Origin of the sequence: Oceanobacillus sp. FSL W8-0428, from assembly GCF_038004405.1 — a bacterium.
GTDB classification, from domain to species: Bacteria; Bacillota; Bacilli; order Bacillales; family Amphibacillaceae; genus Oceanobacillus; species Oceanobacillus sojae.
In genome coordinates this window covers 1,758,824-1,771,459 of record NZ_JBBORB010000001.1, presented here as the reverse complement: position 1 = coordinate 1,771,459, position 12,636 = coordinate 1,758,824, and the positions used below count along the sequence as shown (strand labels likewise).

At 38.0% G+C, this 12,636-nt stretch carries 13 protein-coding genes and 1 pseudogene; 5 read left to right on the top strand and 9 right to left on the bottom strand.

What is annotated here, in order from left to right; all coding sequences use genetic code 11:
• Window positions 1-163 precede the first annotated feature (163 nt).
• Together MKY30_RS08110 and shc are read right to left on the bottom strand one after the other, a co-directional pair.
• On the bottom strand, window positions 164-658 hold the full coding sequence (locus tag MKY30_RS08110; protein ID WP_147212679.1) for a L,D-transpeptidase family protein: 495 nt from the start codon (window positions 656-658) through the stop codon (window positions 164-166).
• A gap of 50 nt (window positions 659-708) precedes the next feature.
• On the bottom strand, window positions 709-2,586 hold the full coding sequence (gene shc / locus MKY30_RS08105; protein ID WP_341083412.1) for a squalene--hopene cyclase: 1,878 nt from the start codon (window positions 2,584-2,586) through the stop codon (window positions 709-711).
• An 83-nt stretch (window positions 2,587-2,669) separates the two neighbouring features.
• Between shc and MKY30_RS08100 the strand changes: the two genes are divergently transcribed.
• From MKY30_RS08100 to MKY30_RS08090, 3 genes are read left to right on the top strand one after another with little or no spacing between them, the layout of a single operon-like run.
• A complete protein-coding gene (locus tag MKY30_RS08100; protein WP_341083410.1) occupies window positions 2,670-3,836 on the top strand; it encodes a DUF2515 family protein in 1,167 nt (388 codons plus the stop codon).
• On the top strand, window positions 3,757-4,221 hold the full coding sequence (locus MKY30_RS08095) for a CBO0543 family protein (RefSeq protein WP_341083407.1): 465 nt from the start codon (window positions 3,757-3,759) through the stop codon (window positions 4,219-4,221). The genes MKY30_RS08100 and MKY30_RS08095 overlap by 80 nt, the downstream gene beginning before the upstream one ends.
• Before the next feature lie 54 nt (window positions 4,222-4,275).
• Window positions 4,276-5,319: a YkvI family membrane protein gene (locus MKY30_RS08090; RefSeq protein ID WP_341083404.1), complete on the top strand. Its 1,044-nt coding sequence runs from the start codon at window positions 4,276-4,278 to the stop codon at window positions 5,317-5,319.
• A 242-nt stretch (window positions 5,320-5,561) separates the two neighbouring features.
• Here MKY30_RS08090 and MKY30_RS08085 read toward each other — a convergent pair whose 3' ends face one another.
• Window positions 5,562-6,146 carry a GNAT family N-acetyltransferase gene (locus MKY30_RS08085; protein ID WP_445254567.1) on the bottom strand — a complete coding sequence of 195 codons (585 nt, stop codon included), beginning with the start codon at window positions 6,144-6,146 and terminating at the stop codon, window positions 5,562-5,564.
• 255 nt (window positions 6,147-6,401) lie between these two features.
• On the opposite strand from MKY30_RS08085, the gene MKY30_RS24125 reads away from it, so the two are divergent.
• Window positions 6,402-6,497, top strand: a complete 96-nt coding sequence (locus tag MKY30_RS24125) for a hypothetical protein (RefSeq protein ID WP_371863320.1) — start codon at window positions 6,402-6,404, stop codon at window positions 6,495-6,497.
• A 263-nt stretch (window positions 6,498-6,760) separates the two neighbouring features.
• Here the strand turns inward: MKY30_RS24125 and MKY30_RS08075 are convergent, their stop codons facing one another.
• From MKY30_RS08075 to MKY30_RS08065, 3 genes are read right to left on the bottom strand one after another with little or no spacing between them, the layout of a single operon-like run.
• Window positions 6,761-7,423 carry an HAD family hydrolase gene (locus MKY30_RS08075; RefSeq protein ID WP_339284178.1) on the bottom strand — a complete coding sequence of 221 codons (663 nt, stop codon included), beginning with the start codon at window positions 7,421-7,423 and terminating at the stop codon, window positions 6,761-6,763.
• A gap of 44 nt (window positions 7,424-7,467) precedes the next feature.
• Window positions 7,468-8,109, bottom strand: coding sequence for an HD domain-containing protein (locus tag MKY30_RS08070; protein ID WP_339284177.1), 642 nt, complete (start codon window positions 8,107-8,109; stop codon window positions 7,468-7,470).
• Window positions 8,110-8,153: 44 nt separating this feature from the next.
• On the bottom strand, window positions 8,154-8,777 hold the full coding sequence (locus tag MKY30_RS08065) for an HAD family hydrolase (protein WP_339284175.1): 624 nt from the start codon (window positions 8,775-8,777) through the stop codon (window positions 8,154-8,156).
• A gap of 124 nt (window positions 8,778-8,901) precedes the next feature.
• On the opposite strand from MKY30_RS08065, the gene MKY30_RS08060 reads away from it, so the two are divergent.
• Complete coding sequence (locus MKY30_RS08060) at window positions 8,902-9,753, top strand: LysR family transcriptional regulator (RefSeq protein WP_339284173.1); 852 nt, start codon at window positions 8,902-8,904, stop codon at window positions 9,751-9,753.
• A gap of 177 nt (window positions 9,754-9,930) precedes the next feature.
• Here the strand turns inward: MKY30_RS08060 and MKY30_RS08055 are convergent, their stop codons facing one another.
• The 3 genes and pseudogenes from MKY30_RS08055 to MKY30_RS08045 all read right to left on the bottom strand — a co-directional run bounded on the left by MKY30_RS08055 (window position 9,931) and on the right by MKY30_RS08045 (window position 12,610).
• Window positions 9,931-10,785, bottom strand: coding sequence for an aldo/keto reductase (locus MKY30_RS08055; RefSeq protein WP_339284171.1), 855 nt, complete (start codon window positions 10,783-10,785; stop codon window positions 9,931-9,933).
• A gap of 479 nt (window positions 10,786-11,264) precedes the next feature.
• Window positions 11,265-11,713: pseudogene (locus MKY30_RS08050) on the bottom strand (DUF1569 domain-containing protein).
• A 180-nt stretch (window positions 11,714-11,893) separates the two neighbouring features.
• Window positions 11,894-12,610: a DUF899 domain-containing protein gene (locus MKY30_RS08045; protein WP_339284170.1), complete on the bottom strand. Its 717-nt coding sequence runs from the start codon at window positions 12,608-12,610 to the stop codon at window positions 11,894-11,896.
• Window positions 12,611-12,636 lie beyond the last annotated feature (26 nt).

Genomic DNA, 12,636 nt, shown 5'->3' with positions numbered 1-12,636 from the left:
AATTGTTTTACATTAAAGGAGAATACATATGCCAGCAATAATCCCCCCATTAAACCCGGGGTAAAATTTTTGCAGGCTAAAACTATAACCTATTTGGCTATTAAAAATGGATACAAAAATGCCATCCTACTATATCAGATGGCGTTTTTATTGATTATACAGATTACGGATGTATAAAAACCGGCGTTCCAATTGGAATAATCCTCGCCAATTCCTCCACATCCTGATTGTACATTCGAATACAACCATGTGATACGGCTTTGCCAATTGAACTTGGATCGTTCGTTCCATGAATACCGTAGTGTTCCTTTGACAAGCTCATCCACATTGTACCGAATGGACCGCCTGGATTGGGCGCTTTATTAATCACAATATAATTCCCTATCGGTGTACCATGCAGCATTCTTCCCACTGCAATAGGATATTCCTTTTGCTGCACACCCTCTCTTAATAAAACCAGTTTCCGATTATTGACAGATATATCGATCTGATATGGAAGTGTATTGGCAGGAGGAAAGCCTGGTATGATGATAGACTGTCCCGGATAAATGACATTTAGATTTACGGTTGGATTAGCGTTTATGATTGCCTGTATTGATATACGATAATCCCTTGCTATTTGGTGGAGTGTTTCCCCTGTTTTAACTGTATGAATCATATCCAGCACCTCACACATTTCTATCGTTATTGCACATCCGCATGCTTACTTCAACAAAACTTCTCCCGATAATTTGCCAAAGCAAGCAACGGAAACAGAAATTCATAGCTATGGTAGTGAATATAAAATCCTCCCGGCAGCCCTTGCCCCTTCGGATAGGCTGTCGTCCAATCATCTTTCTCAGAAGTCTCCAGCAAATACGAAATCCCCCGCTCAATCTCAGGCGTTGCTTTTTCTTCTGCAGCGATCAATGTATCTATTGCCCAGGCTGTGTGTGTACGCGTACTCACCTTTAGTGGAACATACTTTTTCTCTATATCACTTTTACAAGATTCTCCCCAGCCGCCATCCTGATTTTGAATGGCATACAACCATTTAATTGCTTTTTGAATCTGCGGGTGATCGCTATTTGTTTTAACTGCCGCTAACCCTGTAACAGCTGCCCAAGTTCCGTATATATAGCAGATTCCCCATCTGCCATACCAGGAGCCGTCCTTTTCCTGATTTTGCAGCAGCCACTTCACTCCTCGTTTAATAAAGGGCTGATACGTATCTGTATGGGTATTATTTCCGAAAAACTCCAATGTCCTCCCCGTTAAATCCGCCGTTGAAGGATCCAGCAGCATCGAGCCTCCTCCTTCAATCGGCAGCCAGGAAAGCAATGTATTATCTACATTTTTCTCAAAGGCAGGCCAGCCTCCATCATCATTCTGCATAGAAACTGCCCAATGGGTCCCACGGTCCCAAGCTTGGCGATAAACGGTATTTTCACCGGCGAAAGAACGAATAGATCTTAATGCAGCTGTTGTATCATCTAAATCAGGGTTAATCGTATTAATATCGGAGAACCCCCATCCGCCAGGTATCACGTCTTGATTATGGATCGACCAATCGCCGTATTTCATCTGTTGTCTCTTCAGCAAATATTGATTTGCTTTGTCAATTACCTTTGTGGACGGGGATAAGCCAGCCTTTTGCAAAGCATGACTAATCAAAGCAGTATTCCAGACGTTTGCGGTCGTATACTGCATATGCGTTTGTTTTCCAATGTTGGTTTTAAACGACTTCAGGCCCTCTACAGCTTTGATAATAATAGGATTCTGTTTCGAATAACCTCTGGCCATCAAAGCAAATATCATCAAAAACGTCGAACTGAAATAGCTGTAAAACGTGCCGTCTGACTCTGTCCGATTTAGCATATACTCCTCCGCACGCTGCAAGGCCAATTCATGGAGTTGTTCCGGCAACCCTATCAGACTGCTAATCCCCCGTTGAAATGGAGTTTCAAAGGAGCGCCAGCTGTTTAACTCCTTTTCCCAATCGCCATCATCTCCCCGCTGTAGGAATAAATCAGACAAATCGGGCGAACGCTTTGTTTTCCGGCTGAATTTATAATCTGCTGTAATTAATATAGGGATCAAATTTGACCTTGCGTACAGAGATAAGTCAAATATATTGAGAGGAAAGAAAACCGGAAAAAGAATGATTTTAACCGGAACAGGAATATAACGCGGCCATTTGTACTGCCCTGTCAGAGCCAGCATAACTTTTGCAAACATATTAATTTCTTTTAAGCCGCCGTGCCGCTGGATAAATCTTGTTGCTAAACGAATCTCCTTGTCTTCCTTTTTTCGTCGGCCGGAGTATAGGAGCGCATAACAGGCCTCCACCGTCGCCGTGAGACTCCCTTCCGCTTCATCGTGGAATATTTTCCACGCACCATTTTTACCTTGTTTACGAAGAATTCTGCTTACCAGCGCATCGATGAGGTCTTCATCATCCATTTCCAGTGTACATAGGAGAATAATCATATAACAATCTGTTGATATCCCCGTTTCAAAGGGATACGTCCAGGATCCGTCAAGTGTCTGTTCTTCTGTAAGCCTGTCAACCAGTTGATTTATTTCTGCATCCACCTTTTCTTTCATCAGAAAACCTCTCTTATAGAAACTATTTTTCTATACATATGCCACACGGCGTAAGCATATTCCTTAGATAAGGAGGCGACTGGATGACGATTGGCTGTTTCAAAAAGAAGAAAGCGTTCGGAAGATCCATTCTTGATATAAAAAAAGAGCTGAAAAAGAAAAGGAACCAAAAAGCAAACGGCCTATCCTTATACATGCTGCCAAAAGGTGAAAGAATGTTAATTCACAGCATTCATCAAATAACAAATAAATGGAATAAAAATAACGTAACCCGAACACAGGCTTACTTCGATTTTTATATACAGCATCCTGAAATCCATTGGGCTTTATTAGGACATATGGTATCAAGAAACGGCGGCTGGAATATGACTGATTTGAAGGGTGATCTCCTGGCGCGATTGTTGTCTGAAAAAGAACAAAATAACTTCTATTTATTTTTAGAGCGGGGTAATTGGTTAATATTCCAGGATGTTTATCCACAATTATTGTTGTATCAGCAAAGTGTAAAAATAAATCGAAATCTTTTTCATCTTCTTCCTTTTTTGAACGTCTCTGTATTTATGGAAGTGATATGGAACCATTTCTGGGAGTATGGTGACCGCTATCTGTTAGCCATCGCAACCATTATTAATGAACAAAGCTATTTAGAAGAAAGAGTGGTGCATCATCCCCATTTTAAAGAAACGGTATTAGATACATTAGGTTTTAAACTGTATGATTTTTTGCGCTTTAACCATATTATTTTCCCACTTTATCAGCATGAAAAAATAGAAAAGAAACCCGCATTGATTGGCGATACGCTGTACCATTTCGGCTCTCTCTATGAGCGGATCATGTTAGGGAAGCGTTTATATGCCATCCTTTTTCAACAAACATCTGTCTTAAAAGATGTTCTGTTATGGGCAGGAAAGCATCCTCATACAGGCTCCAGAGCAGATTATTGGGAGGATTTGTTCCATTCTGTGAATGAATCTGCTCCAGGTGCGGTATACCAGCGAAAAACAAAGCATTGTGAACGTAAAAAGGGGATGCCCCGAATCTACAGTCCTCGGTTGAAATATGCCTGGAAAAATGTTGATCACACACCGGCTGAAAAAGGTGACTGGTTTAACGATCTAAGTGTGATTGATTATTTAGTAAAGGACGAAAAAAATACAGGTGGGGAAATTCATGAAAAATACTGCAAAGCAATGGAAAAAATCGAGCTTGTCATCCTTGCAAAAAAAGCAATCTTTCTCAGACAGGAATAAAGAACGGCAGGCGTATATCATAGCTGCTCTCTTTTCTTCCCTTATTGGAACTTACTTAGACTTATTTTTTGTTGGCATCGGCATGTATCATTTTCCTATGAGGCTCTTTCCAGAAATATTTTCGGTTAATATTGTATTTACCCTGCTGGTTCTTCCTGTCTCTGCCGTTCTATTTTTGTATATGGCTGACCGGATGAGATTTCTTTCACGGTGCATCATGATTCTTGGTATTGGTATAGCTGTGGTTTTTATCGAAAAAGCCTCGGAACAGCTGGGATGGTTTGTCCATCATCCAGACTGGAATCATGCTTATTCTTTTTTTGGGTATTTGCTGTTTCTCGTCATCATCCGGAGCATTTTCCGCTTTTTCCAGGTTAAAATTTGAAAAGCTGGTCTTTACCCGCATCCATTATCATAGAAATGATGAGGAGGTGGCGTGATGCGAAATCGAAGAATTTCTATATTACTGTTAGCTGCAACATATGTTGGAACGGTTATTGGAGCAGGCTTTTCATCTGGAAAAGAAATTGTCACTTTTTTCAGTGTCTATGGAGCTTTAGGGACCATTGGCATTGCAGTCAGCGGGTTGTTATTTATTCTGATTGGAACCAAAATAATGATTATATCTGCCCGAATCCAGGCCTATTCTTATCAAGAACTAAATGAATATTTATTCGGAAAAAGCATTGCCAGGGTGGTTAATCTTTTTATTTTCATCGTCGTTATTGGCGTCACTTCTGTCATGCTTTCAGGAGCAGGCGCTGTATTTCATGAACAGCTTGGCCTTCCGTTTCAAATGGGAATTATCCTTACACTCATTCTTTCTTATATCGTTGTAATGAAAGGATTGAATGGATTATTTGCCATCAACTCCTACATTGTGCCATTAATGATTCTTTTCGTCCTGTTTGTAGCTGGTTCCATTGCGGGCGAGCATCCACATCTGCTGGCAGAAAAGCTTCTCCCTGTTCAGTTATCGGACAACCTTTCGTGGGCAGGCTCCCCTTTTGCCTATGCAGCATTTAATCTGATGACAGCTCAAGTTGTCCTTGTACCGCTTGGGAAGGAAATCCAGGATGAGCATATCCTGCGCTGGGGCGGATTTTTGGGTGGATTGGTTTTATTTTTTCTCCTGGTAGCAATTCATTTTTTATTATCTGTCTTCCCGGAAACATTTCTTTATGAAATTCCAATGGCGGAGATCGTTCAGCATTTTGGAACGCTTATTCACGTTCTGTTCTTAATTGTTATTTACGGTGAGATTTTCAATACGGTTGTCGGAAATGTGTTTGGCATAACACGGCAGCTGCAGTCGGCATTCCATCTTCGTTATCAGCATGCTGTCTTGCTGATCCTGTCTGCCATCTTTTTAATCAGTCAGGTGGGATACGGAAAATTACTGTCGGTATTGTATCCATTGTTTGGCTATATGGGGTTGTTCTTTCTGTTGTGGCTATTGATTAAAAAAATGCCTGGAAAGTAAGGTTCAAAATAAATTCTTTTATTCGGGGGTAAACTAATAGGTGTATCAGTTTATTTTTAATAAAGATAGTGATTGAATTGTGTTTAACAAATAAAATTTCAACACCTATGAAGAATTCGAAGAGAAACAACAGCAAACCGATGAAATTTTAGAATATATTGATGGAGTTATTTACTTGTATCCCTCTCCAAGCATAAAACAGACGTAATTCAAATAAATTGAATTACGTCTGTACTAACCGCTTATTTGGAATTCATAAAATACACGATATTATCGGTCCATTCGTCAAATTCAAATATAAACCCTTTTCTAATACATTCAAATTCCATACCTACGCTCTTTGCAAGTTTTAAGGAAGGTTCGTTGTCAATATTGATATGAGCCTCAACGCGATGGAATTCAAGGTTTTTAAAAGCGATATTAAGCGCCTCTTTTACCGCTTCTTTTCCATAACCATTCCGCCAAAATTGGTTGTGAATAGTATATCCTAAAAGCCCCCACTGAAATTCATCTCTTATAATCGTCTCGATTTCAACCTTACCAACTTGTTTTTGATCTGACTTTCGAAATACACCAAATACATACACTTTGTCCCGATCAGCATACCCTTTAAACTTTGAAACTACTTCCTCATTGAATTTCTGTTGCGTCCATCCGCTCAAATCTATTTTATTATTGTCGTATTTATACTGGGAAGGAAGCCTGTCACGACAACCCTCAAACCAACGATTATAATCCTCATTTTGTAAAGGTCTTAATACCAATCTTTCCGTTTCTGATTGAAGTTTTTTCCCTTCTGTTTCCAATGTGTGATGCCTCCTTAGCATAGTTTTTTCCAGTGGCCAATGTATCAATCGCTACGTTAATAAAATTTGGTTTATATACCATAAGCCATCACACCTTTCATTTAAATTAAGTAAATTATACCATTATTTATAAACCGTTTATAGACCATCCTTTCTACAATTCCGACTATACTGTTATATACAAATCTAAAAATATAAGAGGTGTATCTGTATGAATGATAATAAAGAAACCTTAGGTGAAGGGCCTTTTTTCATGGTACGAAAGCAGCGCTAAAAATCGGAGTTCTATTAGAACCGCAAACATTATCAAATTACCAAGGTAAAAAAGCTAACTATAGATATTCTAGCGGCACATTGGATGCCGTTAAATAGGATGAGCAAAAGTAAAAATAAAGCATCTCCATCAATTATCTGATCCAAAATAATATCCAACCCATGCGTACAATGAAAAATGAAGCTATGCACTTGTCTTGCCAGCAATACCTGTTTGTAAAAAATTAAAATCAGCCTGCCCAACGGGATTATAGCGCAACCAACACAATCAGTGCAGCATACTCAAGTCCAATCTTTCCGGTCATGAAAGAATATCCCATTAAAGACCTTGTCAATACAACTAAAAAGCCAGGTCCATAACTTTACTCACATTCACAGTTGTTCCTATCTATAGTTTGTAAGTATTGTATGAAATCGTCTATACTACTAAACATTTGGTCAGGCTGCATACGAAACTCTGGTGTCTGGTAGTTTGGCAGCCATTGGACTCCGATTGTGTGTACATTGGCTTGTTTCCCAGCCAAAATGTCAGCATCACTATCTCCCAGGAAAACAGCCTCAGTATTTTTTATGTTAAGCTGTTCCAAAGCCTTATTTACTCCCTCTGGATGAGGCTTAGGTATAGCAACATCATCACCAGTAATAATTACATCAAATAGGTCATTCATATAAAGGCATTCTAAAGAAATAAGCAGACTTCTTCTTGCTTTCCCTGTCACAATTCCTAATTTATAACCCTCGCTTTTTAATTGCAGAAGTAAGTCATTCATTTTCTTGTTATCCAAAACAAGTTCTCTGTGCTTTTCACTATATTTCTCATAATATAATTCGATTGCTTTTTCATGATTGGAATTTTTAAGATTTTCTCTGATAATTCCCGTCTCTGATGGACCGAACATCGTCTTAATCTGATCTGAAGTAACTTCCATGTTATCAAATTCCTTAAATACAGCTTGAAATGCATAAAAACAAATTGGCAAAGTGTCGGCAAGAGTACCATCAAAATCAAAAATAATTGCTTTCATAATTACACATCCTTTATTAAAATTTTTATAAACGTCCTAAATCTTTAATAATTTACTTTAGTATAAATTGAATCTTCTACACCGGGCAGTAGTTTGTATATGCTCATATCGAGCAGTTCTTCCAGCTCATTTTTAATTGTATAAAAACCCTTCCAATGAAGGGAAGTATGTGAATTGGTTCCATGACGTAAACCAACTGATATCAATCTTCTTTCAAGCGTAGTAAATCCTTCCGAATCAGCAAGAGCATCACATAAAGTGATTACTTTATTGTAAATATCGTATGTCCTGTTTTTATCCAGGATTTCAACCAATTTCAACTTCATATGTTCAGGAACAAGGCTCCAATCAGCTGCTATTTCTATATGTTTATTTTTGTTGGGAAATGAATATGTGACACAAACATTTGCATTACTAGGGAAACCTAATTTTTCAAAATAAATGTAGCCGTCATATGAATGAATAACAGATTTAGTAAATCCTTTGTACCTTCCGATATCGTGCAAGAGAGCAGCATTATAACCCAAATCAACATCAAGTTCATATCCATTTTTATTTAATTCCATTATGATATTTTCCGTTGCTTTTGCAACATTGACCGAATGCTTATACCAGGGCCCCGGGTTCTGTGCATATGCCCATTCCATTAGCTCTTTTGCATACTCTCTATCCAATATATATTTCATGGAAAGTTTTCTCCCCTTCTAATTAATTTTGATATTTTATAGTTTTAATGATTTATTAAAGTTAAAATATCTTTCGGCTCTTTTAATATATAGTCTGCGGATTCAAATCGTTCTACCGTCTTAGCTCCCCATAAGGCAAGAGCAAATTTCACCCCGGCGCTCTTTGCACATTGCATATCATAGATGGAGTCCCCAATGTAAATGGCATCTTGTTGAGTAGCACCTAAACCTTCTAAACAAGCTAACAAGGGATCGGGATGTGGTTTGTGCTTCTCGGTGTCATTCGCATTAATTGTGTATTGAAAATAAGAGCTTAATCCGAATGGATCAAATTCATCCTTTAATTCTTGGTGTGTTTTGGAAGTAACAATACCCATTTTAACAGATTTATCAGCTAGAACTTTTAGTATCTCTTTTAGCCCTTTAAATACCTTTACTTCTCCGGAAAATTCTAATACTTCCTTCGCCCACTCTAAATGAATGCGTTCTACATCAGTCAATTTTAGTCTTCGTAGTGTTTCTTTCCCTGGTATTCCTAAAGCAAATCTCAATTCCTCCATTTGATATTCTTCACCTTCACGCGCCAACACTTTTTGCAGAGATTTTAATATTGCTGCTTCGGTATCTAAAATCGTTCCGTCCACATCAAAAATTAAATAATGGAACATACTATATCACTCCTGTAAAATAATATCTTTGTTTAAATTGTATCCTATATAGTATTATTTGTTTAACGAATATATTAGATTGCTATAATCGTATTTTTCGATTGTAGACGGGAGAATGAGAGACATGGATAAAGAACAATTAGACACATTCTTATCATTAGTAAACTATAAAAACTTTACAAAAAGTGCTGAAATGTTACATGTGGCCCAATCAACTGTTTCAGCCAGGCTAAAAAGTCTTGAGCTTGAATTGGGAAAAACACTGCTAAGACGAACAAACAAAGGCGTAGAGCTTACTCCCTCAGGATTAATATTTTTACCCTACGCCAAAAGAATCATTGAATTATTTGCAGAAAGTAAAAAAGAGCTTGCTTTAGATGGACAGTATATCGATCGATTAGTATTGGGAGGGCCTTCGTCAGCATGGAACTACATCTATAGAGACGCCTTATCCACTTTTGCCATGGAAAATAGAAATGTATCCTTAGAACTTAAAACACATTCATCAGAGAATACCATTAGCAAAGTGTTAGACGGCATTATAGACCTTGGAATATCTTATACAAAACCAACACATCCAAATTTACTGATACATGAACACATTGAGGATCGTTTTAAATTTGTTTCCAGATTCCAGCTGCATAGACCGATTACAGTTGATGATTTAAGCAGTAAAAAGTTTATATTAAACAATTGGGGAGATGCTTTCTTTGAATGGTTCATGGAGCTTACCGGCATTAATCACTTACCTGCCCTATCAATGAATCAAACTGCAATCTTGTTAAAAATGATAGAAGAACAAGATTATTTTACTTTGCTGCCTTCTAAGATAGTTCAGCCATTTATTAATAATAAAAAGCTGTATTACCTAGAAAGTGAATTTGAAATGCCTGCTCATCATATTTATATATTCACTCAAAAAAATCTAAAAAAAGAATCCACTATGAAAGAAGTATTGGATTTGTTAAAGAAATAATCCTTAAAATTTTTATTACGTGTGAACGGTCAAAAAGAACGGAAAAATTTTAAAAATAAAAGACAGGTCTGCTTAAAACAGATCTGCCTTTTATCTATTACCCAAGAATAGTTAACTCAGGTAGTGTATTTTTCAGCTTCAAACCGAACACAATACGATGTTCATACGGTCTCCAGTCTATACATATTCGTGATATTCATAGGGATCCTGCCCTTCTACACGGCCGGCTTCCCCTTTATCCAATGAATCCATTTTTTCCATATCCTCAGGACCTAATTCAAAGCTGGTACTATTGATATTATCTTTTTGATGCATTGGATTACTTGATTTAGGAATAGCAAATACGCCGGGCTGATAATTCCAGTTTAAAATAATCTGTGCCGGAGTCTTATCATATTTATCTGCAATTTCTTTAATTGTGGCATTTTCCAGCACATCATTCAGATAACCCCGGCCAAAAGGACTCCAAGCTTCCGTAAGAATCCCCCGTTTTTTATTTTCTTCAACCATACGGTTATTATTAAAATACGGCTGACGCTCCACCTGGTTTGTAGCAGGAGTCACACCTGTTTCTTCGATAATATTGTCCAGATGTTCTGGTTCAAAATTCGAAACACCGATGGTTCTGATTAATCCCTGTTTTTGAGCATCCACTAAAGCCTTCCAAGCTTCTACATATTTGCCGTCTTTGGGATTCGGCCAATGAATTAAATACTTGTCAAAATATTTTAGTCCGGTGCGGCGTAAAGATTCTTGAATAAAGATAAACGCCTTGTCATATTCATGGTGAGAGCCGGGCAATTTCGCACTGATTAAAATTTCTTCTCTAGGAAGCGCGGATCGGCGCACAGCCTCACCGACAATACCTTCATTGTTATAGTTTGTTGACGTATCGATTAAACGGTAGCCCAGGTTTAAGGCATTTAAAATTTCAAATGTTCCCTGGTCACCATCGATACCAATCGTGCCTAATCCTACAGCAGGAAGCACGGAACCGTCATTTAGAGTAAAACCATTATTATTAACAGTCACAATCTCATCTCCTTTAAAACCTTTATAAGGTAAGTTGAGTTTGATAGAAAAGTTAATTTCTGTCTTCCAATATGAAATCAACAGGTCGTCTTCGTCTAACAGTGGTTCCGGCAAAAAAATGCCGGTCAATCATCAAACTCAGGTCACTTTACCAGTATTTCATATTTTCATCTTTTATTAAGTTGTCCATAATTACTATACCCAAATTTTAAAAATCCTACACTAACTGGAACTGTCGGCTATTCCTGCGAGTTCTTGATTACACTGACCAGTAAAGTGCTAGCTGTATCCTATCTTGAATGTTATTTGATTTGAAAATTTAAACAAATGTAACTTCAATAGAAAACCCGAAGGTCCAGCGGAAATATACTTGGAAGACCTTCGGGTTTGTCTATGTTATTTATTTATTTCTAAGTCGATAATGCAATTTATTACTTTTCTCTTTGGTCAACTTTTTTATTTATATATATAAATACTAACTAAACTCCAAACTGGGTTAAATGATGGTCAAGATGCTTGTAAATTCCTTTCCCCCATTGCTCGGGGTGAATTTACCGAAAAAAGCATGCGGGTGAGTGGTACACTTTTCGGGTCCATTCTTTTGGAACGTTATAATTTTTTGTTTCAGCTTTTCTCTTTCTGTTTCAAATTCTTTTTCCTCTGTAATCAAAATGGTCGGTATAGTGGACATATTGTGAGCTACCGGTTTATCATTATAAAAAATTGGTTTGGCAAACCGTCCTACCACTATTCCTAACCATCCTCTCTTTGGGAAAGAATCCCCCATTGCAATGTCTTGGAACGCTGAGCAATGAGCTAACATTTGAGCAACATCCATCTTTCCCCATTGGCCTCTTGACTCTGGGCTTAATTCATCGATACGCTCTAAGATTTCCTGCATAAAAACTGGGTTAAATATATTTTTCATTTGTGCATCTTCCTTTACCAGGTTACCCTCCATCACCACACTAAAACATTTTATTCTGTCTTACTTCTGTAGATAGCAATTTTCTCAAAAGCAATAATATAATAACCTTCGGAGTTGGAAATGTTAATTCTTTTATTGGAAAGCAAAACGTCCCTTTAAATCGTTTATCAAGCTGTTAACTTAAGAATTGCAACAGGAGCTCTCTCCCTCAGATTTATCATATTTGTCATGGAGACGAATCCACAGATAAGGTTGTGTTTGCGGCACCCATGCAGGTGAATCTTCCCAATCTTCCTGTCTCCCGAACAGTGTTATATCAAGATAACTCCAGTTAGTTCCCAAATATTCAACCCCTCGGGCACCAGTGGAGTACGTAAGAAAAATCCGATCCTCATCGTCGCGTAAAAAAACACTGCAGAGGTGTGTTTCTCCATCTTTTGTCGTTGCCCCGAAATCAAAATTAAAATCATTTTCAAATGAGGAGTACCAGGGTATTGTCCATCCCATTCGTTTCTTAAACGGTTCAATCTTCTTAAGTGGTGCACGAGAAATCAAAGCTAAGGATGTGTCTCGTGCATGTAAATGAGCCGGATGCCCTATATTATCAACTACCATTGAACAGCCATCACATCCCTCTGACCAATCAGGATCAAACATAAAATGGTAAACAATGAGCTGACGGCGTCCATCGAATAAATCAATTAGACTTGCTGTTCCATTTGACCATTCAAAAATATATTCTTTATCGATCTGAACCATTGGAAGCCTGCGGCGTTCGGCAGCTAATGCGTCTAATGCACGAGTTTGCTCCTTCTCCTTAACGAGCAGTTTTTCACGCTCAACGTGCCACTCATCCCATGATACAATTTTTGGTGATGGTACATTCTTTTCCGACATCGTTCTGTCTCCTTTCCTGGGTAAAT

Excerpts from the sequence above, each read along its gene's own strand:
- MKY30_RS08070 (WP_339284177.1), bottom strand. The coding sequence starts at position 8,109 with ATGAAATATATATTGGATAGAGAGTATGCAAAAGAGCTAATGGAATGG.
- shc (WP_341083412.1), bottom strand. The coding sequence starts at position 2,586 with ATGAAAGAAAAGGTGGATGCAGAAATAAATCAACTGGTTGACAGGCTT.
- MKY30_RS08045 (WP_339284170.1), bottom strand. The coding sequence starts at position 12,610 with ATGTCGGAAAAGAATGTACCATCACCAAAAATTGTATCATGGGATGAG.
- MKY30_RS08090 (WP_341083404.1), top strand. The coding sequence starts at position 4,276 with ATGCGAAATCGAAGAATTTCTATATTACTGTTAGCTGCAACATATGTT.
- MKY30_RS08085 (WP_445254567.1), bottom strand. The coding sequence starts at position 6,146 with ATGCTAAGGAGGCATCACACATTGGAAACAGAAGGGAAAAAACTTCAA.
- MKY30_RS08110 (WP_147212679.1), bottom strand. The coding sequence starts at position 658 with ATGATTCATACAGTTAAAACAGGGGAAACACTCCACCAAATAGCAAGG.
- MKY30_RS08065 (WP_339284175.1), bottom strand. The coding sequence starts at position 8,777 with ATGTTCCATTATTTAATTTTTGATGTGGACGGAACGATTTTAGATACC.
- MKY30_RS08100 (WP_341083410.1), top strand. The coding sequence starts at position 2,670 with ATGACGATTGGCTGTTTCAAAAAGAAGAAAGCGTTCGGAAGATCCATT.
- MKY30_RS08060 (WP_339284173.1), top strand. The coding sequence starts at position 8,902 with ATGGATAAAGAACAATTAGACACATTCTTATCATTAGTAAACTATAAA.
- MKY30_RS08075 (WP_339284178.1), bottom strand. The coding sequence starts at position 7,423 with ATGAAAGCAATTATTTTTGATTTTGATGGTACTCTTGCCGACACTTTG.
- MKY30_RS08095 (WP_341083407.1), top strand. The coding sequence starts at position 3,757 with ATGAAAAATACTGCAAAGCAATGGAAAAAATCGAGCTTGTCATCCTTG.